Here is a 26237-nt window from a genome sequence, read left to right as displayed (position 1 = left end):
ATTAAAAACATTCAGCAGTAAATATACCTAGGCGTAAATAGGAATCAAGACCTGTCAGGTTTTAAAAACCTGACAGGTCTATTTTCCATTTTTCGATGACTTCCTTACTATGGATGAGTTAATAGATATTTTGGATGCGGACGGAAATCTTACCGGACAATCGTGCATGAAATCGGAAGCACACCGGGATGGACTTTTTCATCCTACCGTTCATATTTGGATTTATACGTCCGACGGTGAGGTACTACTTCAACAAAGAGGTAAGGATAAAGATACCCACCCCCTACTTTGGGATGTTTCCGTAGCCGGACACGTTGGGGCCAGTGAAGATTTGGAGAAATCGGCGGTTCGGGAGGTAGCCGAGGAAATTGGTCTAATGATAAGGCCTTCTGATTTACAAAAGATTGGAGTGTTCAAATCGGTTCAGAAACATTCAGTACGTCTTATCGACTGTGAATTCCATCATACCTTTATGTGCGAATTGAAGGAACCGATTGAAAACCTAAAAAAGCAGGAAAGCGAAGTGGAAGCTTTGGACAGTATACCCATTTCCCAATTCAAAAGAGAGGTTTTAGAGACGCGGCCCAACAAATACGTTCCGCACAAAAAAGAATATTACGAAACGATTTTAAAGGCACTGGAAAGCAAACTTATAGGGAATCGATAAATTGCTGTGTGTCCGACAAAGAATATGTTTTTTGCTCTCCGTTTTGCATGTTCTTCACCACGAAAGAACTATTGTTCAATTCCTCCTCACCCAAAAGAATTACATAAGGTACATTCCGATTGTTGGCATATTTGAACTGCTTGTTCAGTTTTGCCTCGGAGGGGTATATATCGGCCTTAATTCCATGCTTTCGTAAGACCGTGGTAAGCTTCAAGGCAGCCAAACCTTCCTTGGTCCCAAAATTCAAACATAGCACTTCTAAGGAACGATCTATGGCTTCGGGAAACAGATTCAATTCCTCCAAAACAAGGTAAATTCGGTCCAAGCCAAAAGAAATTCCCACACCGCTAACATCCTTTAATCCAAAGATTCCCGTTAAATCATCATAACGACCGCCGCCGCCAATAGATCCCATGGAAACACCCTTAGGAGCAGCTACTTCAAAAATGGCCCCTGTATAATAATTGAGTCCACGGGCCAAAGTAACGTCAATGACCAATTTGGCTGACTGCATACCCAAACTGACAATGGTTTCCATAATAAACCGAAGTTCATCCACGCCTTTTTTCCCTTCTTTGGAGTTTTCCAATAAGGCATCCAAGGCATCCAATTGATCGGTATTACTGCCTTTTAAGTTGAACAAGGGTGCGGCCTTTTCAATCGCGAATTCCGAAATTCCTTTGGACAACATTTCTTTCTTAACACCGTCCTCCCCTATCTTATCCAATTTATCCAAGGCTACGGTAAAATCTATCAATAAATCCTTGGCACCTATGACTTCGGCAATACCGGCAAGAATTTTACGATTGTTCAATTTAATGGTAACGCCGTCCAACTTCAATTCCGTAAAAACGGTATCGTACAACTGAATAAGTTCCACTTCCTGCAACAAAGAATCCGAGCCAACTACATCCGCATCACATTGATAGAATTCCCTGAACCTCCCTTTTTGTGGCCTATCCGCACGCCATACAGGCTGTATCTGATAGCGTTTAAAAGGAAAATCCAGTTCATTTTGGTGCATGACTACGTATCGGGCAAAAGGTACGGTTAAATCATAGCGTAATGCCTTTTCAGAAATACTTGAAGTTATTTTATTAGAATCCTTTAAACTGTATAATTCGTCATTGACCTTGTTCAAAAAGTCTCCCGAATTCAAAATCTTAAAAATGAGTCGATCGCCCTCATCCCCATATTTACCCATCAAGGTTTCCGAATTTTCAAAGGACGGAGTTTCAATAGGCTGAAAACCAAAGGTTTGAAAATGCCTTTTGACTACATCAAAAATATAGTTTCGCTTTACAACTTCGGAGGGTGTAAAATCGCGGGTACCTTTGGGTATGGAAGGTTTTTGTGCCATGGATATTTTATGAGTTGCAAATATAAGTCTCCCCATAATCCCTTCCAAAGAAGAGGAAGTACTAACCGAGAAACTTATTCTCCCCCATTGGAGGAGTTAGAGGGGGCTTATGGGGCTTCTATAACGTTATCGAACCACTGGTACAATTCCCCTTTGGTGATGACCGCACCTTGTTTGATCAATTCAAACTTATCTTGATTTGGGTCGTCCGTATACGCTTTGGAGGCCGTCATATAATCTACGAAATCCGATTGCCAGTTTTTTCGGAACCAATCAAAACCTACCTTGGTCGTCAAATCGATTTCCGGATTCATAATTTTTACGGCGATTAGTTTCATTTCCTTATCGGTCAGGTGAAAAAGGTGCATTTGCTGGGCTGAAATATTCTCCAAATAAGTTACTTTGGACAAAACCCCTTCCCAAACCAAATCGCTGAAAACATCCAACTCCTCTTCCGCCACTTGTGGCTTGTGTTTCTTGATTTCATCCCACTCGGTCTTATCGATGGACTGTGTAGCCAAAAAATTGATGAACTCTGGATGAAGTTCTTCCAATTGTTCCTTCGTAAGTCTCGCGTATTTCATATGGTTCTTTGAATAGATAAAATAAATAAGCCTTCCAGTTTCCTGAAAGGCTTATCATATTATTTACAAACAAATTAATTCTGCTCTGCTACTACCTCAAAAGGGAAATCTACAACTACCTCCCTGTGAAGTCTAATCTGGGCATTGTAAGGACCGGTTCTTTTCACGGAACCACCTTGAATACTAATAAACTTCTTGTCGATAGTGTGACCTTCCTTTTCGATTGCCTCGGCCAAATCGCCATTGGTAACGGAACCGAACAATTTGTCCCCTGCGCCAGCTTTGGCAGTAATTTTCAATTCCAAGGCCTTTAGGGCTTCAGCTGTCTTTTTAGCGGCATCCACAACTTTCTTTTCTTTGTGGGCCCTTTGTTTTAAAGTTTCGGCCAATACTTTTTTAGCCGAAGGTGTTGCCATGGTCGCCAAGCCTTGTGGAATAAGGTAGTTTCTACCGTATCCATTCTTTACGCTCACCAAGTCATCTTTAAAACCTAAATTCTCTACGTCTTCCTTTAATATAAGCTCCATGATTCTTTTCTTTTATTTTAATAAATCACCAACATATGGCATTAACGCCAAATGACGAGCTCTTTTTACCGCTTGGGCCACTTTTCTTTGATACTTCAAGGAAGTACCTGTAAGCCTTCTAGGTAACAACTTACCTTGCTCGTTTACCAATTTCATCAAAAAGTCCGCATCCTTATAATCCACATATTTAATGCCGGATTTTTTAAACCTACAGTACTTCTTTTTGGTATTGGTCTCAATATTTAATGGGGTAAGGTATCTGATTTCCCCATCTTTTTTACCTTTTGCCTGTTGTTGTAATGTTGCCATAGTCCTTACGCTTTAGCGGTTTTGTTTCTTGCTCTTCTTTTTTCTGCCCACGCGATGGCATGTTTGTCCAATTTAACGGTCAAAAAGCGCATAACGCGTTCATCTCTCCTAAACTCCTGCTCGTAAGGCATTACTACCTCGCCTGTGCTGGTAAATTCGAACAAGTGGTAAAAACCACTTTTTTTGTTTTGAATCGGGTACGCCAATTTCTTTAGGCCCCAATTCTCCTTGGCCACCATTTTGGCGCCATTGTTAATTAAGAAATCCTCGAATTTCTTAACTGTTTCCTCTATCTGAACATCAGATAGAACGGGATTCAAAATGAAAACAGTTTCGTAATGGTTCATATTATATTTATTTAAAAGGAGTGCAAAAATAGACACTTTTTTTCAATAATTATAAGAAATGAAGAAATTCTTCGTTATAGCTAGGAGGAAAAATTTAAAATGTATAAACCAAATCTTAATAATCAATGATCATTGCCATCTATACAATAAGAAAAGCATTGTTTACATCTTTTGTTGCAGTTGACCGTGTTTTTTCGGTAATTTGTCGATGATTTAACCCCACAAATCAGCCCTTATGAAGTTAAGAAGTATTATCGTTGACGATTCGTCCATGCAGCGTATGGCGGTCGCCAAGTTGGTAAACAACCACCCAAACCTAGCTATGGTGGCAGAGTACAGCAACGCCATCGAAGCAAAGAACGGCATCAAGAACAATGAAATCGATTTAATCTTTTTGGATGTTGAAATGCCCATCATTACAGGATTCGACCTACTTGAATCCTTGGACAATAGTCCCCAAGTAATCTTGATCACCGGCAAACCGGATTATGCCCTAAAGGCTTTCGATTATGACGTAACGGATTACCTTCACAAACCCATTACCATGGCACGTTTTGATGCTTCCGTAAAAAGAGCGGTAGCCAAATATGAGCAAATGCACAGGGTGAACGAAGACGAAGAACATATTTTCGTAAAAAGTAACTTAAAGAAAAGAAAGGTTATCCTGAACGATATCAAATGGATAGAGGCTTTGGGAGACTACATCAAATTGGTCACCGATGAAGCCAACATCGTAATTTTATCAACAATGAAATCTTTCGAAAAGCAATTGCCGGAAGATAAATTCCTTAGAATTCACAAATCCTATATTGTGAACTTGGAAAAAGTTGAGAAGTTCAACAGCAAAAATGTAGAGGTGAGCGGCCGCTCCATTCCTTTGAGTAGGAACAAGAAAACGGAATTGGCCGAAGCCCTGAGCAATGTATAATAATTGCTTATGAAAAAAGAATACACTGAAAACCGCCTTTTGGGCGGTTTTTTATTTTTTAAATGTGGTCCACATTATAGATGACCCTTACACTTCTAAACTTACTCACAGAATTAAAGGACTTTTCAATTCTCTTGATATTCTTCTTGGTTCTTCCCAGGGATTCGTTTTTCCCGATTTTCACCAAAACATGCTTTAAATATAGATTCCGAATTCTAGAAATGGGCGGAAACTCGGGTCCTAGAACCGTACCTCCAAAATTTGTTCGCAAAGCCCCACTGAACCATTCAGATGCTTCGTTGAGCGTATTGTAGTTCTTATGTTTAAAGGTAATTTTTATAATCCGGTTTACTGGCGGATATTTATACTGTTCCCTTTCGTATACTTGTTCTTCAAACATGGTTTCATAGTCCCCCGTGGTTACCTGTTTTAAAATCTGATGGTACGGGTTGTAGCTCTGGATGATGACCTTTCCCCTTTTCTGGGTACGCCCTGCCCTACCCGCCACCTGGGTCAGCATTTGAAAGGTACGCTCATGGGCACGGTAATCCGGAAAATTTAGGAGAGAATCGGCATTCATGACACCTACCAAACTTACATTTCTAAAATCCAGTCCTTTTGTAAGCATCTGCGTACCTACCAAAATATCCAATTCCTGTTGTTCAAAGGAAGTGATGATCTTTTCATAGGCATGTTTGCCTCGGGTGGTGTCCAAATCCATGCGACCTACCTTGGCGCCGGGAAATAGTTTTTTGACCTCCTCCTCTACCTGTTCCGTACCGAATCCCTTGGTATCCAATTCCGGACTACCACAGGCGGCGCAGCTCTCTGGTAATGCAGTGTGAAAACCACAATAGTGACATCGCAACTGATTTTTATATTGATGGTAGGTCAAGGTAACATCACAATTGGAACATTGTGGCGTATGACCACAGGTAAGGCACTCCAAAACCGGGGCAAACCCACGCCGATTCTGAAAAAGTATGATTTGCTCACCATTGCCAAGACTTTCCTCGATCTCCTGTAACAACCTTTCGGAAAAGTGTCCTTTTACCCGTTTTTTACGTAGGGCTTCCTTATAATCCACCAATTCCATATCTGGCATGAGTACATTGCCAAAACGCCTATTTATTTCTGCATAGCCATATTTTCCATGCTTGGCATTGAAATAGCTTTCTATACTGGGCGTGGCGGAACCCAAAAGAATATTGGCCCCATGGAGGTTTGCAAGGACTATGGCCGCGTCCCTGGCATGATACCGCGGTGCTGGGTCGAACTGCTTAAAGGAGCCTTCGTGTTCCTCATCTACGATAATCAGTCCCAAATTAGCGAATGGTAAAAACAAGGAAGACCTGGCTCCAATGACAATCTGGGCCTTTTCAGCACCTTTCAAAACATTGTTCCAAACTTCTACCCGCTCCTGAATGTTGTATTTGGAATGAAACACGGAAATGCGTTCGCCAAAATAATCCTGCAACCGGGATATCAACTGGGTGGTCAGGGCAATTTCAGGAAGTAAATAGAGAATCTGCTTTCCCCTTTCCAAGAAATCACTGATCAACTGAACGTACACTTCTGTCTTTCCCGATGACGTAACTCCTTTTAATAGGGTCACCTTATCCTCCGAGAATGCATTTTTTATGTCGGCAAGGGCATTTAATTGATGTTCGTTCAAGGTTTTTATTTCGGAGTTTTCAGCGCCATCATAGGTTATACGGTCTTTCCGAATAAAATACTCCTCCAAGATTCCTTTCTCGACCAACGAACTTATGACCGCTTTTGAGGCCTCGCTGTATTTTTCCAAATCCGATACCGATATCGGTTTCTTGCTACCACTCTGCAATTGAAATAAAGCCAGAACCACCTGACTTTGCTTGGGTGCCCGGGAGAGCGTTTCCAACAGTGATTCCAAGGCTTCATCTGAAAGATATTCCTTTCCCAACTTGACATACTTTACCAATTTGGGTTTGTATTGCTCGTAGACCTCTTCCTTCAGGTAAATAATATTCTTTTCAAGGAGTCGGTTTAAAACGGGCAGTACATTTTTTCGGTCCACAATTATGGAAACCTCATGGACCTTCAAAGTGGATTGATGCTGTAGGGCCTCAAAGACCAAAAACTCGTCGTCCTGTAATTGGGATTCATCCACATTGGCTTCATCATTTCGTAAAATCAGGGTTTCACTTTCCAATAAAAAAGCCGATGGCAGGGCACTGCGCATCACCTCCCCCATGGTACACATATAGTAATTGGCTATCCATTCCCAGTGCTTTAGCTGAACGGGGTTCACCAAAGGGACGTCATCCAAAATCTGGTCTATTTCCTTGGCCTCATACACCACAGGTGGCGTATTATGTACCTCAAGAACCAGGGCCGTATATATTTTTGATTTCCCAAAGGGGACGGATACGCGCATACCTGGTAGCAAAAATGACGCTTCCGCCGGAGTGATGCTGTACGTGAAATGACGCTTCAGGGGTATGGGCAAAACTACGTTGACAAAGTACTCCATAAGATCTATGCTCCCACCCTAATCCATGTTTGGGTTCTGAAAAGAAAGGCCAAATAACCACGGACTTTCAATTCATCCTTATTATCGGGGTTTAACCAGATCTTAAATCGGAAGGTCATGGCCTGTTCAGGGTCAAAAAGGTGTTTACCCTTCCATTCGCCGTCGTCTGTTTTTTCTCCGCCCTTTATAATCTCCATACCCACTATGGGTTCACCTTTCAATTCCCCTTCACATTTGATACAGACTGCATCTTCCTTACCTTCTTCCAGGATTTTTTCAACGTAGCCATATAGTTGACCGTCCTTCTGGACAATATTGATAATACCTTTGGGTTTTCCCGTTCTATCGTCAATGGTCTTCCATCTGCCAAAAACCGACTGGGCCGCCAGACAGTTTATTCCGATTAAAAAAAATAAGGATACAAAGACTACTTTATTGTTTATCATTCTTGTCTACTGATTTTACGTAAGGAATTTAAGGAAGCGTTCAATTCGAAACCAAGGAGCAATATATTGGAATTCAACCAAATGTAGACCATCAATATCAATAATCCCCCCAAAGCACCATACAGTTCGTTGTATCGGGCAAATTTCTCCACATAAATACCGAACAAATAAGATGTCAATAAAAACAAAATCGTGGTAACCAATGCCCCGATTGAAAAAAAACGGGCCTGTTTCCCTTCCTTGGTCCCAAAATAATAAAGAATCGCCGTAGTAAAATAGGACAGTACTATAAAAAAGAGGATTTTAGCTATCTGGACACCAATAATCTCATCTTCGTCCAAAACGTATCCTCCCTGCCTAGCGGCGAATTCGGTCAAATAGCCCAGTACATAAAACTCAAAATATATATAGGCCACAAAACCGACTATAATCAGTATTGCCAAAATAAGTCCTACCATTAGGGCATAAAGGTACTGCCTGAAAAAGTTGCGTTTCAGCTCTATATGGTAACTTGTTTCAAACCCTCCAAAGATGGAATTCACGCCGTTCGCAACCAAGAAAATGGAAAGCAAAAAAGCCGATGAAAGCAAGCCTCCCCGCTTCTGATCTTTTATTTGCCCGAAAATATCCCCAAAGTAATCCCCCGTGGCATTCGGTAAAAAGGATTCCAAAAAAAGTTGGAACTGTAATTCAAAATTTTCGTTCTGAATGCTGATATAATCCAGAAAGAAAGGTACCAGGGTAACCATAAAAATCAAAAGTGGAAACAATGCCATAAAAAGACTAAAGGAGATGGCGCTCGCACGTGAGGACAAGGCCCCCTGCACGATTCCATTGATATACATTTCCATTAAATCATAAAGGGATAGACCCTCAAGTCCGGGTAATTTGATCGTCTTGAGCAACCGTACTACCTTATTGAGTATTGGAATTTTATCCAGTTTTTCTTCGACCTCTGCGGACATCTACACGGCTTTTAAACTTAAGTCCATGTTATGGACGGAGTGCGTCAAAGCCCCAGAGGATATGTAATCCACACCGCATTCCGCATAATGCCGAATGGTTTCCTCGTTGATTCCACCCGATGATTCGGTAAGGCAGGTGTCCCCAATAAGCCGAACGGCTTCACGTGTATCCTCGTAATTAAAATTGTCGATCAGGATGCGGTACACGCCATCGGACTTTAAAATTTCCTTAATCTCATCCAAATCCCTTGCTTCGACGATTATTTTCAGATCCCTGCCCGTTTCCTTCAAATAGGACTTGGTCTTTTCTATTGCCTTGGTTATTCCGCCCGCAAAATCGATATGGTTGTCTTTGAGCATGACCATGTCATACAAAGCAAAGCGATGATTTTCTCCCCCGCCTATCTTAACCGCCCACTTCTCCAAGGCCCTGATTCCTGGCGTTGTTTTTCTGGTATCCAGGATTTTTGTGCCGGTCCCATCCAATAAATCCACGAAAGTTTTGGTTTTGGTTGCGATGGCACTCATGCGTTGCATGGCGTTAAGCACCAGTCTTTCGGCCAAAAGAATACTTCTGGAACTTCCAGAGACATAAAAAGCGATATCTCCATACTTCACCTTGGAACCATCTTCCAACACGGTTTCAAAAACCATGTCCTTGTCCACGTATTCAAAGACCATTTTTGCGAACTCGATCCCAGCGATGATTCCCTCGTCCTTTACCAATAATTTTGCCTTTCCCTTTGCATCCGGCGGGATACATGCCAAGGAGCTATGGTCGCCGTCACCTACATCTTCCCTGATCGCATTGGCAATTATTCCTTCCAATTCCTTTTCGAACTGCTCTTGTGAAATCATAAACTATTATTGCTTCCCGCTAAAATACGAATCCATTTTGGGAATTTGATTTACTTTTGAAATATGACGATAAAACTGTTGGCCATTGGTAAAACGGATAGCAAGGAACTGCAAAAGCTCATCTCCATGTATGAGCAACGGTTGGGCCATTACGTCAATTTTGAATTGGAGATTATCCCCGACTTAAAAAAAACCAAAAACCTATCCGCCGAACAACAAAAAATCAAGGAGGGCGAGCTCATTTTTAAATCGCTCGCAAATACCGATATCCTGGTGCTTTTGGATGAAAATGGCAAACAATACTCCTCCTTGGAATTTTCCAGTTACCTACAGAAAAAAATGAATTCCGGGTTGAAGCAGCTCGTCTTTTTGATCGGGGGGCCTTATGGGTTCAGCGAGGAAATATATAGAAAAGCATCGGGAAAAATCAGTCTTTCCAAAATGACCTTTTCCCATCAAATGGTGCGCCTGTTTTTTGTGGAGCAACTATACAGGGCCTTCACGATTTTACGGAACGAGCCCTATCATCATCAGTAGACTTTAGCCTTTGACGAAAAAATCTTTGAATAGGATGGTCAAAAAAATTAATAAAGCACCCTGAACTTTATCGTGTTTTCGACCTTTTTCAAGGCCTTGATAACATCTTTGTTGTATTCCTTGTCCAAATCGGTAATTACATAGCCCACCTCACTATCGGTCGATAAATATTGGCTGGAAATATTAAGCTCATACTTGGCCAATACCTTATTGATTTTCGCCATAATTCCTGGAACGTTCTTATGGATATGTAGGAACCTGTGCGCGTTATTTTGCTTCGGCAAGCGGATATTGGGGAAATTCACGGCATCTACCGTGTTTCCAGAATTGATATAGTCCATAATTTTATTTGGAACAAACTCGGCGATATCCCTTTGGGCCTCTTCCGTACTTCCCCCTACATGCGGAGTCAAAATCACGTTTGGAAAACCTTGAAGTCTTGTTTTGAAATCCCCATTACTACTGGGTTCCTCAGGATATACATCCACAGCGGCACCGCCAATCTTCCCGCTTTCCAATCCATCTGCGAGGGCATCGATATCCACCACGAAACCTCTGGATAGGTTTATCAACATGGCTCCTCGCTTCATTTGGTTGATTTCGCGTTCCCCAATGAAATTTTTATTTGCCTTGTTGTCATCAACGTGCAGGGTAACCACGTCGGAGACATTCAACAAATCCTCCAAAGTGCTACATTTTACGGCGTTTCCAAGGGCCAATTGGTCGTTTACGTCATAGTAGTAGACCTTCATTCCCATCGCTTCGGCCAAAACGGAAAGCTGTTTTCCGATATTTCCATAACCCACAATACCCAAATTTTTGCCACGTACCTCCCTAGATCCTGCAGCCGTTTTTTGCCACTGCCCGTTGTGAATTTCAGAACTTCTTGCAAAGACGCTACGCATCAGCATAATAATTTCGCCGATGGCCAACTCCACAACAGACCGTGTATTGCTGTAAGGGGCATTGAAAACCACCACTCCTTTACGCTTGGCATACTCCAAATCTATTTGGGTAGTACCGATGCAAAATGCGCCAACTACCAATAATTTTTCAGCGGCATCCAATACCTTTTCCGTCACCTGTGTCTTTGAACGGATACCCAATACATGGACATCCTTGATTTTTTCTACCAGTTCCTCTTCCGACAGGCTGTGCTTTAAAAGCTCCACAGAAAAGCCTTCGCTCGAAAGGCTTTCAAAAGCATCGGAATGGACATTCTCCAGTAATAGGATCTTAATTCTGTTCTTTGGGTAAGAGATATTTCTTGGCAAATCGTTCACAAATAAAAATTCATCTAAGTTAGGTGCAACATGGTCGGCATTCTTAGCGGCTTTCTCCCGGTGGACATTTTCTGTGTAGGCGAAAAATTTATGCGCTATCCCGGCCTCCCTCATTACGTAATCACTATATCCATCACCAATGACCTGGACCTCACCGTCCAAGTTCATTTGCTTCAGGCATTCTATTTTTCCGTTGTGCTGTGAGAGTACATTTTTTTCATCGAACCCAACGATATTTCCCTGCTCATCAAACTTAAAGGTATTGGCATATACCCGGTTCGATGGTATGTTGTATTCCTTGACAATGGGATCTATAAATTCCTTGAATCCGCAGGAAATCACATAGATATCATCTGAATATTTTTCAAAAAACTCCTTGTTGGCCGCTATGGACTTGGAAATCTTTTGCCGTAGCTCTGCCACCAATTTTTCAAGATCCTCCTTATTTGCGTCCAAAAGCTTTAAACGGCGCTCCAGTGATTCCGTAAAGGAAATATCGCCGTCAATGCCCAAATTGGTAATGCGTTGAATTTCGCTAACAATTTCCTCCCGATTGGATTTTCCCTCCAAGGTCATTTCCGCCAGCACGTCCAGTGCCTCGACCCGAGTCAAGGTACTGTCAAAATCAAAAACATATTTTCTACCCGTTGCAACCATATTTTAAGCCCTTTCTAAGCTAAAAAGGAGTTCTTTGAATGTAGTGGCAAAATTAAAAATTAAATTGGTTGTTTGGTAGGGGCATCCAAAATTAAACAAAAAGGAAGCGGATTGAATTAATTGTAAAACTACAGCCGTCTTTGGCGATGGGTCTTTATCTCAAAAACCCAAGTATTTCATTGGAGAATTTTTGGGTTTTCAAGGTCCCGTTATGATCTCCGGGCACAATAGACAACTTGGAACTCTTGAACACCTTGCTCAGCGCTTCCGGATTTCCATTTTCAAAATCGGTATCCCCTGCTATCACCAAAATTTCGGTCGTTATTTTTCCAAGTTCTTCCTTGCTTGTGGAAGGTTGGTACTTTTGTTGCAAATGGAGCGACCTAAAATCGGCATTTATGGATTTTGCATAGTCTACCGCTCCTTGGGTCATTTCAGAAACTTCTCCATTAAAGGCGTTCGCGAAGGCCACTCTCCGATCCCAATTAGGGTTTGTAAAATCGATTCCCATTCCCCCTAAAACGGCCTTACTGATTCGTTCGTCTTCCGTTAGGAGCTCCGCCAAAACAACACTGCCCCTGGAATAGCCAATTGCAGCATAGTGCTGTATTTTTAAATGGTCCATCAGGAGGTTTAAATCCTGTACCTCAGCATTGTGCTGATAAAACTGCTCCTCCTGGGGTTTATCGGATTGCCCGCAGCCCCTTAAATCGGGAATAATGACTCTATAACCCTTTTCCAATAAATCCATTTTCAGTTTTGTGTTTTTCCAAGATTTGCCTGAGTTCAAAAATCCATGAATTAAAAGAACTGTCTCGCCAAATCCTTCATCGGTATAACTAATATTGGTTCCATCAAAGGATTGGAAAAAATTAGTTTGCGCGGAAAATTTTGAGATGCAAAGGACAAAAGCAAAAGATAGAAATAGGAAGTTTTTCATTTCAAATTAAGTATAACTTATATATAAGAGTCCCGTCAAAATCGCCAGTCCAAAACTGACCAAAGTACCTATCAGAATATATTCCGTAAGCTTTCTGCTGTTGCTTTCCTTTAAATCGTTGAACCTAAACACAGATTTTGCGGTAATCAAAAGTCCGATGGCTTCCCACCTACCTATGATGATAAAGGTAAGCACGAACAATCTTTCGATGATGCCTATATAGGTACCGGCATTGGGCAATGATTTATGGTCCGTATTTATTTGGTTGGACATACCCTCCAACAGCTTGCCCATAATAATAGCCGAAGGTGTTGTAACGAACACAATGGCCAATACCAAAGGCCAATCCAATCCCTGGATTAGTGCCATGGTCTGTTCGTGCAAATTTGTAAAATACACAAAAACATAAATGGTCAAAATATGGAGAATTTGATCCAGGAAAAACGGGTTGCTTTTATTTTTAAAAAGTGGGTTTACGTATAACTTCGCCAAATCTATGACAAGATGGCCCATGGATAAAACAAGTGCCATCCACCACTTTTGAAAATCCCAAAGAAATAGCATGTAGAGCATAAAGTGGACAAGGACATGCAGATAAAGGAACTTGGAGGCCGCTTTATTGGCCTCTTTATGTATGACCCATTTGGTAGGTTGCAGCATAAAATCCCCAATGAGATGGGCCAATAACAATTTCACGAATAGCTGCATGGTCATACTTCTTTTATTGCCTGTTCATAATAGTTCAATAAATCCATGACCAGATCAAGTCGGGCGCGTTTTAACCGTTGACTTACTGCGGATTGTTTTATGCCTAATTTTTTAGCGATTTCCTTTTGGGAAGCCTTTGGATTCTCCAAGACCAAGGCGATTATCTCTGCTGATACCACACTCCAGCTGTCCATAAAATCTAGCGCCAATTGCAGCATTAAATTGAGGGTCTTGTCATAAAATTCGTTTCCCGTGGCGATACTTAAATTCACCTTTCCATCCTTAATGGATTCCAATTTGCGGCCCGAACGTTGATAGGCCGGACCGTTGGATTCGCTGACCCCAGAACCTATATACGTTTCCAGCCCGATACCAATTCCCATTCGGACATCCAGGTCCTTCACGGATTTTATTAGGGCTTTAATGTGTATGGCGGTCAACAAGGCATTATCCTTGGTGACCTTTAATTGAAACTCGTCTCCTCTATAAATTTCCCAGTTCATGGGCGATGGCCCAAAACGTGTAAAATATGTTTTGAGAATGTCTATCCATTCAGAGGATTGATGCCCTTCGGAGTTAATGATATCACCCGTGATAATCGCTATCATACTATATTATTTAAAAAGCTAATATATTAAATTATAAGCTAAATAGATAATATTTATGCATATTAATTATTACGATAATCAAAAGGGGATATTAAAACCACCTTCGCGTGGCGATTTGGTAGGATTTGAATTTGTTTCCAAACTTGGCTAAGAGTATCCTTTCCTCCGGTATAATCTGAAACCGATTCATATACGCCACAAAACCGGCAGCGACCAGGGTATTAAAGGCATTTCCCAGATAGAGCCCAAAACCGAGTAGAACCATCAAAAGCGCCAGATACATAGGATTTCTGGAATATTTATATAGACCGGAAGTAACCAATTGGTTCACTTTTTCTGGATGCATCGGGTCTACCGAAGTTTTTCTTTTAAAAAATTGGTAGACCGAAACCAAACCCATGAATCCGGCCAAAACAACAAGGATTTTTGCGAGCAGGAAACGTCCAAAAAAATCGAAATAACCTACGGGTAAGAAAAGGCCAACCAAATACATGATCAATCCGAAACTTAAAAAAACCAATACGGGGGGCACTTTTAATTCCATTGGATAAAATTACTATTTTTGACGCTCTTTGCCCCATAAATCAGGGGATTAAATACGGAGAAATGAAACTTGTTTTTGCCACGCACAACCAGAACAAAGTAAAGGAAGTACAGCAATTACTTCCTAAGGGGATAACCCTGGTTTCATTGAAAGATTTGGGTATTACGGAGGATATTCCTGAAACCGAAAACACCTTGGAAGGCAACGCAAAACTGAAGTCGGATTACGTTTACCAAAACTACAATTTATCCTGTTTCGCGGATGATACAGGCCTATTAGTGGACGCTCTTAACGGCGAGCCTGGTGTCTATTCCGCCAGATACGCAGGAATACGAAACGATGCGCATGCCAATATGGACAAACTATTGAAAAACCTAGCGGACAAAGACAATCGTTCCGCACATTTCAAGACCGTTATATCCTTAAACCTAGAAGGAAGGACACAGTTTTTCGAGGGTGTTGTTGAAGGGGAAATCACCACTTCCAAAAAAGGCGATAAGGGATTTGGCTACGACCCCATATTTAGACCCAATGGATATGACCAAACCTTTGCGGAACTTCCGTTGGATATAAAAAACGAGATAAGCCACCGGGGAAAGGCCTTTTCAAAACTCATAACCTATTTAAACGACCACCATGTTACAGACTAAAAAAAATACGGATACGGTTGAGGTTTCGGTAGCATCAGAAAGAGCGGAAGCGGTTGGCGGTGTGCTGATCGCCTTTTTTGCCGCCTTGATGGCCATATCCCAAATGATCAACGGGGAACTGGAAGAGGAAATGATGATCGCCCACAATAAAGTGGTGAACTACTCCAGCTGGTACCAATCCAAGAGCATCAAGGAAAGCTTAAAGGAAAGTGAGCTGGACAATCTACAGGCCCTGTTGGAAACAGGCATCGTACAAGAGGAAAATATTGGAAGCATACAGGTAAAAATCGCTAACGTAGAAAAGCAAATAAAAAAGTACGCATCGGAAAAAACGGAAATTTTAGTGGGCTCGGCAAACATTCCACAAGAAGAATGGGCCCAAGACCTGGATGGAGAAATGGGCAAGATTGTGGGAATCAACGAATGGGAAGCCCTGGCGGAGGAATACGACTTTGCGACGAAAAAATTCGATCTGGGTATGCTCTTTTTCCAAATAAGCATTGTACTTGGAGCGGTCTGTATTATAATTTACGACAATCCATTGCTGCAAAAAACCTTTATCATCTGTATGATAATTTCCGGTTTTATTGGTATTCTGCTGTCTGTTTATGGCTATACTTTGGCCCCCTGAGCGTACCTAAAGATTTATTATTGCATCTCATTAATTCGCAGTACCTTTGCCGCTTTAAATAACGCCGCTAGTATAGCATGTGTTGCGCCGAGTCTAAATAGGTTATATAGGATAATCCCTCTAAGCAGCATTCTTATTTGCGATTAAGTATATAACGTATTATGACAAAGTTTGAAGCATTGGGACTTGAAAAGTCCCTATTGGATGCTGTCTCGGATTTGGGTTTTGAGTCCCCTTCCGAAGTACAGGAAAAAGCAATCCCTATTTTATTGGAAAGCGAAACGGACCTCGTGGCTTTAGCCCAAACAGGTACCGGCAAAACGGCCGCTTTCGGGTTTCCACTAATTCAGAAAATAGACAGTAATAGCAGGACAACCCAAGGCTTGATCTTATCGCCTACCCGGGAATTGTGCCTACAGATTACCAATGAATTACAACTCTATTCCAAATATGAAAGGAATATAAGCGTAGTCGCCATTTATGGTGGTGCAAGCATTACGGAACAAGCGAAACAGATTAAAAGAGGCGCCCAAATTGTGGTAGCAACGCCTGGCCGAATGAAGGATATGATCAGCAGAGGTCTGGTGGACATCACAAAAATCGATTATTGTGTTTTGGACGAGGCCGATGAAATGCTCAATATGGGCTTCTTTGAGGATATCCAGGACATTCTTTCCAACACGCCAGATGACAAATCCACTTGGTTGTTTTCTGCCACCATGCCAAAAGAAGTTGCGATTATCGCCAAAAAGTTCATGCACGCGCCCCAGGAGATTACAGTGGGTACCAAAAATTCGGGCGCGGCAACCGTTCAGCACGAATATTATCTGGTAAGTGGCAGGGACCGCTATCCGGCCTTGAAAAGATTGGCGGATACCAATCCCGATATATTTTCGGTAGTTTTCTGCCGCACCAAAAGAGATACCCAAAAAGTGGCGGAAAAATTGATCGAGGACGGCTATAATGCCGGTGCATTGCACGGCGACCTGAGCCAAAACCAACGTGATTTGGTGATGAACGCCTTCCGGAAAAAACAGATCCAGATGTTGGTCGCTACCGATGTGGCCGCCAGGGGTATCGATGTGGACGACATCACCCACGTAATAAACTACCAACTACCCGATGAGATAGAGACTTACACACATAGAAGTGGTAGGACAGGAAGGGCCGGAAAATCGGGTATTTCCATGGTCATCGTTACCCGTAGCGAACTCAGGAAGATAAAATCCATCGAAAATATCATCAAACAGGAATTTATCCAGAAGGATATTCCCACCGGCATGGAAATCTGTGAGATCCAATTGTACCACTTGGCAAACAAAATCAAGGAAACAAAGATCAATAATGAAGTGGACCCCTTCTTGCCGGCCATCAATGACGTGCTCAAAGGAATAGATCGCGATGAACTTATCAAAAAAATCGTTTCCGTAGAGTTTACCAGGTTCTATAATTACTACAACAAGACCAAGGATTTGAACGCTTCACAAACCGGTTCCCAAGAATCGGGAAGGGCGCAGTCTTCTTTCAGCGGTAATGGTTCGGTCCGATATTTTATCAACGTAGGGGAAAGGGACGGTTACGATTGGATGTCGTTAAAGGATTTTCTTCGGGATACCGTCGGACTTGGCAAAGATGATATCTATAAGGTCGATGTAAAGGACAGTTTCTCTTTTTTTAATACCGATGCCGAAGTCACCGAACAAATATTGGCTACCTTCAATGAATTTAAGGTGGACGGACGCTTCGTGAATGTTGAAATCTCCAACAACCCCGGTGGTGCCGGTGGCAGTGGCGGAGGAAAGCGTCGCGGAAAAGGGAGCAAAGACAAGAAAAAACATAGAAAAGGCTCCAAAAATGAGGACAAGGGCCGTTCCAAAGGCAGGGACCGAAGCCAGGGTAAAAGTCCCAACTCCGGTAACCGACGCACCAGAAAGAAAAAGGGCGATTTCTTTTAGTTAATTGTATATTAAAAAATACGCTTAGGCGTATTTTTTTATTTTGTTTGTACCTTTAAAGTTTGAGGAAACAGGTTTATGCGCATTTTTTTTCTAGGAGTATGTTGTTTTTTTAGCCTATTTGGACTTGCCCAAGAGGACGCTGAAACAAATACCGTAAAGGCCATTGTAAAAAATGCCCAGACCGATGAACCCATGGAAAGCGTGCATGTTGTCAACCTGAACCAAGTCGTGGGTACCATTACCAACGAACAGGGGGAGTTTTCCATTACCGCAGCCGTCAATGATACCTTGTATTTCACCTATTTGGGATTTAAGTCCCAAAAAATCAGGGTCACCAATGACATGTTCAGGTTTGGGAATACGGAAATTGCCCTAACGGAACTGGCCTATGCCTTGGAAGAGGTCATTGTACGGCCGTACCAACTTACCGGGTATTTGGAAATAGATGTAAAGAACCTGCCGATAAACAACGCATATCAGTATAGTATATCTGGACTTTCCGTGGGCTACGAAGGTGGAAACAAAAACCCGAGTGCGGTCACCAAGGTTTTGGGGGCCATTTTAAATCCCGCCGATCTATTGCGAAATCTTTTTGGTAAAAGACCCAACCAGATGCGGAAGCTCAGGCAAATGAAAGAGGATGACAAAATACGGGATTTATTGGCCTCTAAGTTCGACCGGGAAACATTGACGGAGCTTTTACAACTGGACAAAATGGATATTCAGGACATCCTTAATAACTGTAACTACTCCCAATCCTTTATCACTACGGCCAATGATCTTCAAATCCTAGACGCCATTAGTAGCTGCTATGAAGAATACAAGGTCCTAAATAGGAAAAAATAAATTTTAGCCTTCCATCTGCATTTTATAGCTTTAACCAAACTCAAAATGCACATGAAATATTCCAGTATTATACTGTTTTTTTCGCTGGTATTAAGTCTCTCCTGTAAGCCTAAAAAAACAGAAACTGCCCAAGAAACAACTATATCAAAAGATAGTATATCCAAAAAAAATATTCCATTTGCCTGGGAGGGAGCAAACGTCTACTTCCTATTGACAGATAGATTCAACAATGCAAATCCGGATAATGACGTGAATTTTGAGCGGGATAATGCCACCGGAAAGCTAAGAGGTTTTATGGGAGGTGATATTCAAGGGATTTCTGAAAAAATAGAGGAAGGATACTTTGACGAACTAGGTGTAAACGCCATTTGGTTTACACCGGTCGTTGAGCAGATTCATGGCGATACGGATGAGGGTACTGGAAACACCTATGGATACCATGGATATTGGGCCAAGGATTGGACGGCCTTGGACCCGAATTTTGGAACGAAACAGGAATTGGCCCATTTGGTAAAAACGGCACACGACCACGGAATTCGTATTTTGATGGATGTTGTGCTAAACCACACGGGTCCCGTTACGGAAGAAGATCCGGCTTGGCCAGAGGAGTGGGTCATCACTGAACCTACCTGTGAGTTCACCAATTATGAAAACACTACGAATTGCACCTTGGTGAAAAATTTACCCGATGTAAAAACCCTTTCCGATGCTTCCGTTGAATTGCCGGATTACCTCTTGGCCAAGTGGAAGAACGAAGGGAGATTAAGTACGGAGCTGGACGAACTTCAATTGTTTTTTGAGAGAACGGGATATCCAAGGGCCCCTCGCTTCTATATCATAAAGTGGTTAACGGATTATATCCATGAACTGGGTATTGATGGTTTTAGGGTAGATACGGTCAAACATGTGAACGAAAATGCTTGGGCAGAGTTATATAAAGAGGCATCCTATGCCTTTGAAACGTGGAAGCGAAAACACCCGGAAGACGTTTTGGACGATACGCCTTTCTATATGGTAGGGGAAGTCTATGGATACGGTATTTCCGGTGGCAGGGAATATGACTTCGGCGATAAAAAAGTGGATTATTTTGATAATGGTTTTACAAGCCTTATCAATTTTGAACTGAAAAACGATGCCTCTATGGAGTATGACTCCATATTTTCCAAATATAGCCGACTAATGCGGACCAAGTTAAAAGGAAAAAGTGTGATGAACTATCTAACCTCGCACGACGATGGAAGTCCTTTCGACAAAGAACGAAAAGAACCAAAAAGAGCGGCCAATGTCTTACTACTCACTCCGGGCGCGTCCCAAATTTATTATGGGGACGAAACCGCGAGAAATTTGGTCATTGATAGTACGCAAGGAGATGCCACACTACGTTCTTTTATGAATTGGGAAGAATTGGATTCCCTTCCAAACACAAAGGATATTCTTGAACATTGGAGAAAATTGGGGTCGTTCAGAAGAAACCATTTAGCGATTGGTGCCGGGAGACACCGTAGATTGTCCAAATCGCCCTATACCTTTGGAAGGACCTACATGAACGGTGAAATTAAGGACAAGGTAGTGATTGCTTTAGATTTACCGGATGGTAAAAAGTCGATCTGGGTAAAAGGCTTCTTTGGCGACGGTACTCAACTGTTCGATACCTATTCCCAAACCGAGGTTACCGTAGAAAATGGCAAAGTTGTTTTGGATAACGACTATGATATAGCACTACTTGAATTGGTCAAATAAGCTACCTCGGTGCAAGCCCACTAGGCATTCTATATAAACGAACTTTTAATTTTGAGGCCTGCCCGACAAGCATTCAGGCTGGCAAGCCTCGGGGTATTATAGCCTTTGTTGGTTCCAATAAATAGGGCAATATACCCCATTTTATTTTATTGTTCCAATTTTGACTTTAAGGTCCTAAGTCCCTCTTCAAAGTCCTTTCCTACCATTTTGTCCATACTCATGAACAGCATTAGAATACTAAATGGAAAGGCACTTTTTCCCTTAAATCCCCAGGTAACTTTACTTTTACCGGGTGATTGTTCTTCAAGAATAAGATAACAGTCGGACTGTGATTTCATGGGTTTGAGAAAACGAAGCTCCCCTTCTGCCCTTTCCCCTTCTATAATTTGGGTGATTTCCTGTTCCCCTTCCCCAACATCCTTGTTACCGTTCCAATAACTTATGGCGCCTACTTCCCCATCAGTACCGGTAAGTTTGGTATCCATATTAGGATCCTTCCGTGCCCAAGGGGACCATTCACGCTGTTTTTCCAAAAATTTTAAATAAGGCCAAATTTTTTCTTTGGTGCCATTTATTTCAACACTCCTAGAAACATCATAGGTTTTTGGTGCAATTGCGGCGAGAAAAATAATTAAAACGATTATGGCCGCCAGGATATATACTACTATAGTCATTTGTTTATCAATTAGTTGGTTATCCTTCCAAGTTAAACAAAAAACTACTTGGTTCGGTAAAATCTGTTCAGAATGTCCTCGATACTTCTAATGGATTTTTTGGTCCAGTCCAGTCTTTTTTCCAGTATTTCGGCATCGGTCAATTGCCAAGGCAAATCGCTCTGTCTAAGTTTTGCGGTTAAATCCTGCAAAATAATTGCGGCAGAAACCGAAATATTGAGGCTTTCGGTAAAACCAACCATGGGGACTTTCAAGAACATATCGGCCTTTTCCATCACCTCTTGGCTTAGTCCTTCCTTTTCAGTACCAAAGAATAATGCGATGGGTGCCTCCAGTTTGAAGTCGGTCAACAAGGAACTATCCGCATGCGGACTCGTTGCAACGATTTTATATCCCTGTTCCCTTAAAACGGAAATAGCCTCTGTAACGGAAGTATATCGATGGATATCCACCCATTGTTGCGCCCCCATGGCAATTTTCTTGTCAAGCCTTTTACCAAACCTACCTTCTATCAAATGTGCTTTTTGCACCCCGAAGGACTCACAGCTCCTAATTACGGCACTCGTATTGTGCATCTGATAAACATCCTCAATGGCCACCGAAATAAAACTGGTTCGGTTTTTAAGAATCGATAAAAAACGCTGCTTTCTTTCTTCGGAAATAAAACCCTCTAAATAGTGTAAAAGTTCTTTGTCTCCCATAAAACCAAGATAATAAAATCTATATTTTTGAATTAAACTGAAGGTATGAAGAACATTGTTGTCTTAACGGGTGCCGGAATAAGTGCCGAAAGCGGATTAAAGACTTTTAGGGATGCGGACGGATTATGGGAAGGACATGATGTGATGGAAGTGGCGACTCCGCAAGCATTTGAGAGAAACCCGGAACTGGTCTTGGAATTTTATAATCAGCGGAGAAGACAGTTATTGACCGTTGAACCCAATGAAGCCCATAAATCCTTGGTCAAATTGGAAGCACATTTTAATGTGAAAATAGTCACACAAAATGTGGACGACCTTCATGAAAGGGCAGGAAGTTCCAAGGTACTGCATTTACATGGAGAGTTGTTAAAGGCAAGAAGTGTTGGAAATGATTGGAATATAATTGAACGGGCGGAGGATATCCTGTTGGGAGATCTATGTGAAGCGGGACATCAATTAAGACCCCATATTGTTTGGTTTGGGGAGGCGGTTCCCATGTTGGATACCGCTATTGACATTACTCAAAAAGCGGATATCCTTATAATTATAGGCACATCCATGCAAGTATATCCGGCCGCCAGCCTTATAAATTTCATCAACGAGGGCACGCCCATTTATTTTATAGACCCAAAGCCTTCCATTCAAGAAAATGGGCAGAAACATCTTGAGGTAATTCCCAAAACAGCCGTGGAAGGCGTCCCTACTTTGGTCGATTCCCTAATTGATAGAGCGACCTAGTATCTTTTGCCCACTTAACAACGGCCTCTATTTGGGCTTCCGTAAGTTTGGCCTCTTTATGGGTCCAAGTATATTCCTTTAAGGGCATGGACCTACGCTCCGTTTCCTCGTAAAGTTCTTCTAATTTATGATCCTTTTTTTTGTCCGAATATGTTTCCCATTCGGAGAAATTCAATTCGGATTTTCCTTCCTCAATATGATCTGCCAACCAAAAAGAAACAGGAGCGATATTATTGTACCACGGATACACTGTATTATTGCTATGACAATCAAAACAGGAATTTTGAAGGATGTCCCTAACCTCTTCGGGAGGGTTTGTTTCTCGTAGGAACATGGCGGTATCGTTTTCCTTAGAAAGGTTTTTTTCCGGTCTATAGAATTGAATGGCTATAAAAACCACCAATAATCCGATCAATATTTTTCTTATTAATTTCATGTGTTTAAATTTAGTTCATCCGTTTTTAAATTTTAAACTTTTTTTTGTTGGGAAGTATTTAGTTAGCCACCATAACTTCATTAGAGGAATTTGATTGTATGTATACTTTTATTCTGTTTTTAAAACCATGAACCAACAGGAGCTTTACCAGTCCCTACACTATGTGGACCATTCCAGGGATAAACGAACCGAAATGGCACAACGTGTTTTGGCGGACACGGCACTAATAGCACCCTTATTGGATATCATAAAACTAACAAAAGACCCTTTATCTTCCAAGGCTGCTTGGATCATGGAAGTAGTAGCACATAAAAAACTGAACGCTATCGTTCCTTATCTCGATACATTTACGGAAGTTATCGGAACAGTGGAACGGGATTCCGCCGTACGTCCAATTGCCAAGGTCTGTGAGCTATTGATGGAACGTTATTTTTCAGGGAAGGATATTTACATCCTTCAAAAAATATCCGAAGTACACCTTGAAAAAATCAGCACCGCCTGTTTCGATTGGCTCATTGGGGAACATAAAGTGGCGGCCAAGGCCTATTCCATGACAAGCCTTTATTTATTGGGCTCCAAATACGAGTGGATACATCCTGAATTGAAATCGATTTTAGAGCAAAATTATGCCAATGGAAGCGCCGCCTATCAGGCAAGGGCACGGATGGTACTGAAGAAACTTACATAAATTACCAGATAGACATACTTATGAGGGAACTAAAAAGGCCCAATTTTAGATTAAAGAACAGTTTTAAACTCCTGTACTATTCGGTATCTTTGCCATTTTCATTTAAGAATCACATACTATGGCTCTGAACGTGCTGAATGCCATCTCCCCTATTGATGGCAGATACCGAAAAAAAGTTGAAAATCTGGCCCCTTATTTTTCCGAAGAGGCACTGATCAAATATAGGGTGAGGGTGGAAATAGAGTATTTTATCGCGCTTTGCGAGCTGCCGTTGCCCCAGTTATCGGATTTTGACACCGCAAAGTATTCGGCATTACGGGATATTTATAAAAATTTTGATGCTAAGGATGCGATGGAGATCAAGGAGATTGAAAAAACTACCAATCATGACGTTAAGGCCGTTGAATACTTTATAAAGAATGTCTTCGATAAACTGGGACTGTCAGCCCATAAGGAGTTCATTCACTTCGGACTCACCTCGCAGGATATCAACAATACCGCCATTCCCCTTTCCATAAAAGAGGCCATTAACGATGTGTATGTACCGGAATATCTCAATGTCCTGAATAAGTTGGAAGAATTATCACAGGAATGGGCAGATGTCCCCATGTTGGCTAGAACGCACGGTCAACCAGCCTCCCCTACACGCTTGGGAAAGGAAATAAAAGTCTTCTCCGTACGATTGAAGGAACAGTTCAACCTCTTGAATGATATACCCAGTGCCGCCAAATTTGGGGGTGCAACCGGAAATTACAACGCACATAAGGTCGCCTATCCAAAAATAGATTGGAAGGCTTTTGGGCAACAGTTCGTCCAGGAAAAATTAGGGCTACATCATTCGTTCCCAACTACGCAAATCGAACATTACGACCATATGGCAGCCTTGTTCGATACCCTAAAACGTATCAATACCATTATTTTGGATTTGGACCGCGATTTTTGGACCTATGTCTCCATGGATTATTTCAAACAAAAAATAAAGGCCGGGGAAGTAGGTTCTTCCGCAATGCCCCATAAAGTAAACCCGATCGATTTTGAGAATTCTGAAGGAAATCTGGGCATTGCCAATGCACTTTTTGAACATTTATCGGCAAAGTTACCTGTATCCCGTTTGCAACGCGATTTAACCGATAGTACAGTTTTAAGGAATGTAGGTGTGCCCTTTGCCCATACCATCATTGCATTTCTTTCCACCTTAAAAGGCCTGAACAAATTATTGCTGAACAAGGAAAAATTCGAGCAGGACCTTGAAAATAATTGGCCGGTGGTAGCGGAAGCAATACAGACCATCTTAAGAAGGGAAGGCTACCCCAATCCGTACGAGGCACTTAAGGGACTTACCAGAACCAATGAAAAAATCAATCAGGCTTCAATTGCATCATTCATTGATACTTTGGATGTTTCGGAAGAAATAAGGAACGAACTAAAACGGATTACCCCAAGTAATTATACGGGGATTTAAAAATGGGCCGATCGTATCGGCCCATTTTTTGTTATTTATTGATCTGCACTTCGTGCGGATACGGTATTTCGATACCAGCCTTATCTAGGGCTTCCTTGGTCCCTTCAATGGTCGCAAAATAAACATCCCAGTAATCTTCTGGTTTACAATAGGGCCTAACGGCCAGATTTACGGAACTATCCGCCAATTCCTCAACGTTTACACTAGGCGCGGGATCCTCTAAAACCTTTGGGTTTGCTTTGAGCATCTCTAACAAGACTTCTTTTGTCTTTTTAATGTTTGATCCATAATCGACCCCAACAACGGTATCTACACGCATCTTACCCTCGGCGGTATAGTTGATGATATTTCCATTGGCCAAGGCCCCATTAGGCACGATTGCCAGTTTATTTTGTGGGGTTATGAGTTTGGTGGTAAAAATTTCAATTTCCTTTACGGAACCCAAAACTCCCTGCGCTTCTATTAAATCCCCGATTTTATAGGGTTTAAAAATCATGATAAGTACACCGCCAGCAAAATTGGACAACGACCCCTGTAAGGCAAGACCCACCGCCAAACCTGCAGCAGCAATTACCGCGGCCAAGCTGGTAGTTTCCACCCCCAAAGTAGATATCACGGTAATTATCAAGAAAATCTTGAGTGCCCACGAAATTAGGTTCACGAGGAATTTTTGCAGGGACTCATCATACGTACCCTTTGCGAACATTTTTCGCACGGCCTTTATTATTTTTTTGATTACCCAAGCACCGACAATGTAGATTAAAATGGCTTTAAGAAGGGGAACTCCATAGGTCTCTACATAACCCATGATAGCTTCCATAGATAAATTTTCCATACTAGTTTTTGGTTTAGTGGTTAATATTCCTTTTTCATTATGACCCCAATATAAGCAGAAGGTCACAATTAATGTTTTGAAGAGCAACTAGTTAAAAA

Annotated in this window: 29 protein-coding genes; 11 read left to right on the top strand and 18 right to left on the bottom strand. The window is 41.8% G+C overall.

Annotation, left to right across the window (positions count from 1 at the left end; all coding sequences use genetic code 11):
- The first annotated feature begins 109 nt into the window (after nucleotides 1-109).
- Nucleotides 110-667: an NUDIX hydrolase gene (locus F0361_RS12765; RefSeq protein WP_154918990.1), complete on the top strand. Its 558-nt coding sequence runs from the start codon at nucleotides 110-112 to the stop codon at nucleotides 665-667.
- Here the strand turns inward: F0361_RS12765 and hisS are convergent.
- The 5 genes from hisS to rpsF all read right to left on the bottom strand — a co-directional run bounded on the left by hisS (nucleotide 651) and on the right by rpsF (nucleotide 3794).
- A complete protein-coding gene (hisS, locus tag F0361_RS12760; RefSeq protein WP_154918988.1) occupies nucleotides 651-2027 on the bottom strand; it encodes a histidine--tRNA ligase in 1377 nt (458 codons plus the stop codon). The genes F0361_RS12765 and hisS overlap by 17 nt on opposite strands.
- Before the next feature lie 107 nt (nucleotides 2028-2134).
- Nucleotides 2135-2611, bottom strand: coding sequence for a DUF6495 family protein (locus F0361_RS12755; RefSeq protein WP_154918986.1), 477 nt, complete (start codon nucleotides 2609-2611; stop codon nucleotides 2135-2137).
- Between the two features lie 74 nt (nucleotides 2612-2685).
- The gene (rplI, locus tag F0361_RS12750) at nucleotides 2686-3138 is read right to left on the bottom strand and encodes a 50S ribosomal protein L9 (RefSeq protein WP_138258922.1); all 453 of its coding nucleotides are present in this window, start codon (nucleotides 3136-3138) and stop codon (nucleotides 2686-2688) included.
- A 12-nt stretch (nucleotides 3139-3150) separates the two neighbouring features.
- On the bottom strand, nucleotides 3151-3447 hold the full coding sequence (rpsR, locus tag F0361_RS12745; RefSeq protein WP_138258923.1) for a 30S ribosomal protein S18: 297 nt from the start codon (nucleotides 3445-3447) through the stop codon (nucleotides 3151-3153).
- A 5-nt stretch (nucleotides 3448-3452) separates the two neighbouring features.
- Nucleotides 3453-3794: a 30S ribosomal protein S6 gene (gene rpsF / locus F0361_RS12740; RefSeq protein ID WP_094999303.1), complete on the bottom strand. Its 342-nt coding sequence runs from the start codon at nucleotides 3792-3794 to the stop codon at nucleotides 3453-3455.
- Between the two features lie 235 nt (nucleotides 3795-4029).
- Between rpsF and F0361_RS12735 the strand changes: the two genes are divergently transcribed.
- Nucleotides 4030-4722, top strand: a complete 693-nt coding sequence (locus tag F0361_RS12735) for a LytR/AlgR family response regulator transcription factor (protein ID WP_099546514.1) — start codon at nucleotides 4030-4032, stop codon at nucleotides 4720-4722.
- Between the two features lie 58 nt (nucleotides 4723-4780).
- Here F0361_RS12735 and priA read toward each other — a convergent pair whose 3' ends face one another.
- The 4 genes from priA to nadC are packed head-to-tail and all read right to left on the bottom strand — an operon-like array spanning nucleotide 4781 to nucleotide 9503.
- Entirely contained in the window at nucleotides 4781-7234 is a 2454-nt protein-coding gene (priA, locus tag F0361_RS12730; RefSeq protein WP_154918984.1) for a replication restart helicase PriA, read from the bottom strand.
- A 5-nt stretch (nucleotides 7235-7239) separates the two neighbouring features.
- Nucleotides 7240-7680, bottom strand: coding sequence for a DUF2147 domain-containing protein (locus F0361_RS12725; RefSeq protein ID WP_154918982.1), 441 nt, complete (start codon nucleotides 7678-7680; stop codon nucleotides 7240-7242).
- Nucleotides 7677-8645, bottom strand: a complete 969-nt coding sequence (locus tag F0361_RS12720; protein ID WP_138258925.1) for a YihY/virulence factor BrkB family protein — start codon at nucleotides 8643-8645, stop codon at nucleotides 7677-7679. Before F0361_RS12720 ends, F0361_RS12725 begins: the two co-directional genes overlap by 4 nt.
- The gene (gene nadC / locus F0361_RS12715; protein WP_154918980.1) at nucleotides 8646-9503 is read right to left on the bottom strand and encodes a carboxylating nicotinate-nucleotide diphosphorylase; all 858 of its coding nucleotides are present in this window, start codon (nucleotides 9501-9503) and stop codon (nucleotides 8646-8648) included.
- Nucleotides 9504-9566: 63 nt separating this feature from the next.
- Between nadC and rlmH the strand changes: the two genes are divergently transcribed.
- Nucleotides 9567-10040 carry a 23S rRNA (pseudouridine(1915)-N(3))-methyltransferase RlmH gene (gene rlmH, locus F0361_RS12710; RefSeq protein WP_154918978.1) on the top strand — a complete coding sequence of 158 codons (474 nt, stop codon included), beginning with the start codon at nucleotides 9567-9569 and terminating at the stop codon, nucleotides 10038-10040.
- 47 nt (nucleotides 10041-10087) lie between these two features.
- Here the strand turns inward: rlmH and serA are convergent, their stop codons facing one another.
- The 5 genes from serA to F0361_RS12685 form a co-directional block, all read right to left on the bottom strand.
- Nucleotides 10088-11980, bottom strand: a complete 1893-nt coding sequence (gene serA / locus F0361_RS12705) for a phosphoglycerate dehydrogenase (RefSeq protein ID WP_154918976.1) — start codon at nucleotides 11978-11980, stop codon at nucleotides 10088-10090.
- Nucleotides 11981-12134: 154 nt separating this feature from the next.
- On the bottom strand, nucleotides 12135-12920 hold the full coding sequence (locus tag F0361_RS12700) for an alpha/beta fold hydrolase (RefSeq protein ID WP_154918974.1): 786 nt from the start codon (nucleotides 12918-12920) through the stop codon (nucleotides 12135-12137).
- Nucleotides 12921-12926: 6 nt separating this feature from the next.
- A complete protein-coding gene (locus F0361_RS12695; protein WP_154918972.1) occupies nucleotides 12927-13628 on the bottom strand; it encodes a DUF3307 domain-containing protein in 702 nt (233 codons plus the stop codon).
- A gap of 2 nt (nucleotides 13629-13630) precedes the next feature.
- Entirely contained in the window at nucleotides 13631-14236 is a 606-nt protein-coding gene (locus F0361_RS12690) for a SatD family protein (protein WP_154918969.1), read from the bottom strand.
- A gap of 91 nt (nucleotides 14237-14327) precedes the next feature.
- Nucleotides 14328-14780 (bottom strand): methyltransferase family protein, encoded by a 453-nt coding sequence (locus F0361_RS12685; protein WP_154918967.1) that lies wholly within the window; start codon nucleotides 14778-14780, stop codon nucleotides 14328-14330.
- Nucleotides 14781-14842: 62 nt separating this feature from the next.
- Here F0361_RS12685 and F0361_RS12680 point away from each other — a divergent pair, with 62 nt between their 5' ends.
- The 5 genes from F0361_RS12680 to F0361_RS12660 all read left to right on the top strand — a co-directional run bounded on the left by F0361_RS12680 (nucleotide 14843) and on the right by F0361_RS12660 (nucleotide 20605).
- Nucleotides 14843-15430 carry a non-canonical purine NTP diphosphatase gene (locus F0361_RS12680; RefSeq protein WP_154918965.1) on the top strand — a complete coding sequence of 196 codons (588 nt, stop codon included), beginning with the start codon at nucleotides 14843-14845 and terminating at the stop codon, nucleotides 15428-15430.
- A complete protein-coding gene (locus F0361_RS12675; protein ID WP_154918962.1) occupies nucleotides 15417-16061 on the top strand; it encodes a DUF4337 domain-containing protein in 645 nt (214 codons plus the stop codon). Before F0361_RS12680 ends, F0361_RS12675 begins: the two co-directional genes overlap by 14 nt.
- A 161-nt stretch (nucleotides 16062-16222) precedes the next feature.
- On the top strand, nucleotides 16223-18016 hold the full coding sequence (locus F0361_RS12670) for a DEAD/DEAH box helicase (RefSeq protein ID WP_154918960.1): 1794 nt from the start codon (nucleotides 16223-16225) through the stop codon (nucleotides 18014-18016).
- Nucleotides 18017-18094: 78 nt separating this feature from the next.
- Complete coding sequence (locus F0361_RS12665) at nucleotides 18095-18865, top strand: carboxypeptidase-like regulatory domain-containing protein (protein ID WP_138258936.1); 771 nt, start codon at nucleotides 18095-18097, stop codon at nucleotides 18863-18865.
- Nucleotides 18866-18916: 51 nt separating this feature from the next.
- Nucleotides 18917-20605 (top strand): alpha-amylase family glycosyl hydrolase, encoded by a 1689-nt coding sequence (locus F0361_RS12660; protein ID WP_154918958.1) that lies wholly within the window; start codon nucleotides 18917-18919, stop codon nucleotides 20603-20605.
- Between the two features lie 146 nt (nucleotides 20606-20751).
- On the opposite strand, the gene F0361_RS12655 is transcribed toward F0361_RS12660, so the two are convergent.
- Together F0361_RS12655 and F0361_RS12650 are read right to left on the bottom strand one after the other, a co-directional pair.
- Complete coding sequence (locus tag F0361_RS12655) at nucleotides 20752-21279, bottom strand: SRPBCC family protein (RefSeq protein WP_154918955.1); 528 nt, start codon at nucleotides 21277-21279, stop codon at nucleotides 20752-20754.
- 44 nt (nucleotides 21280-21323) lie between these two features.
- Nucleotides 21324-21980: a TrmH family RNA methyltransferase gene (locus tag F0361_RS12650; RefSeq protein ID WP_138258939.1), complete on the bottom strand. Its 657-nt coding sequence runs from the start codon at nucleotides 21978-21980 to the stop codon at nucleotides 21324-21326.
- Between the two features lie 45 nt (nucleotides 21981-22025).
- Here F0361_RS12650 and F0361_RS12645 point away from each other — a divergent pair, with 45 nt between their 5' ends.
- On the top strand, nucleotides 22026-22718 hold the full coding sequence (locus F0361_RS12645; protein ID WP_154918953.1) for an SIR2 family NAD-dependent protein deacylase: 693 nt from the start codon (nucleotides 22026-22028) through the stop codon (nucleotides 22716-22718).
- Here F0361_RS12645 and F0361_RS12640 read toward each other — a convergent pair.
- Nucleotides 22681-23154, bottom strand: coding sequence for a heme-binding domain-containing protein (locus F0361_RS12640; RefSeq protein WP_154918950.1), 474 nt, complete (start codon nucleotides 23152-23154; stop codon nucleotides 22681-22683). The two genes, F0361_RS12645 and F0361_RS12640, sit on opposite strands and share 38 nt — an antisense overlap.
- 127 nt (nucleotides 23155-23281) lie before the next feature.
- On the opposite strand from F0361_RS12640, the gene F0361_RS12635 reads away from it, so the two are divergent.
- Nucleotides 23282-23842 carry an adenylosuccinate lyase gene (locus F0361_RS12635; protein ID WP_154918948.1) on the top strand — a complete coding sequence of 187 codons (561 nt, stop codon included), beginning with the start codon at nucleotides 23282-23284 and terminating at the stop codon, nucleotides 23840-23842.
- 118 nt (nucleotides 23843-23960) lie between these two features.
- The gene (purB, locus tag F0361_RS12630; RefSeq protein WP_154918946.1) at nucleotides 23961-25304 is read left to right on the top strand and encodes an adenylosuccinate lyase; all 1344 of its coding nucleotides are present in this window, start codon (nucleotides 23961-23963) and stop codon (nucleotides 25302-25304) included.
- 31 nt (nucleotides 25305-25335) lie between these two features.
- On the opposite strand, the gene F0361_RS12625 is transcribed toward purB, so the two are convergent.
- Nucleotides 25336-26139 (bottom strand): mechanosensitive ion channel family protein, encoded by an 804-nt coding sequence (locus tag F0361_RS12625; protein ID WP_154918944.1) that lies wholly within the window; start codon nucleotides 26137-26139, stop codon nucleotides 25336-25338.
- Nucleotides 26140-26237: the final 98 nt, after the last annotated feature.

The sequence above is a fragment of the Maribacter flavus genome, assembly GCF_008386635.1.
Lineage (GTDB): Bacteria > Bacteroidota > Bacteroidia > Flavobacteriales > Flavobacteriaceae > Maribacter > Maribacter flavus.
This window is presented reverse-complemented; position numbering and strand designations above follow the sequence as displayed.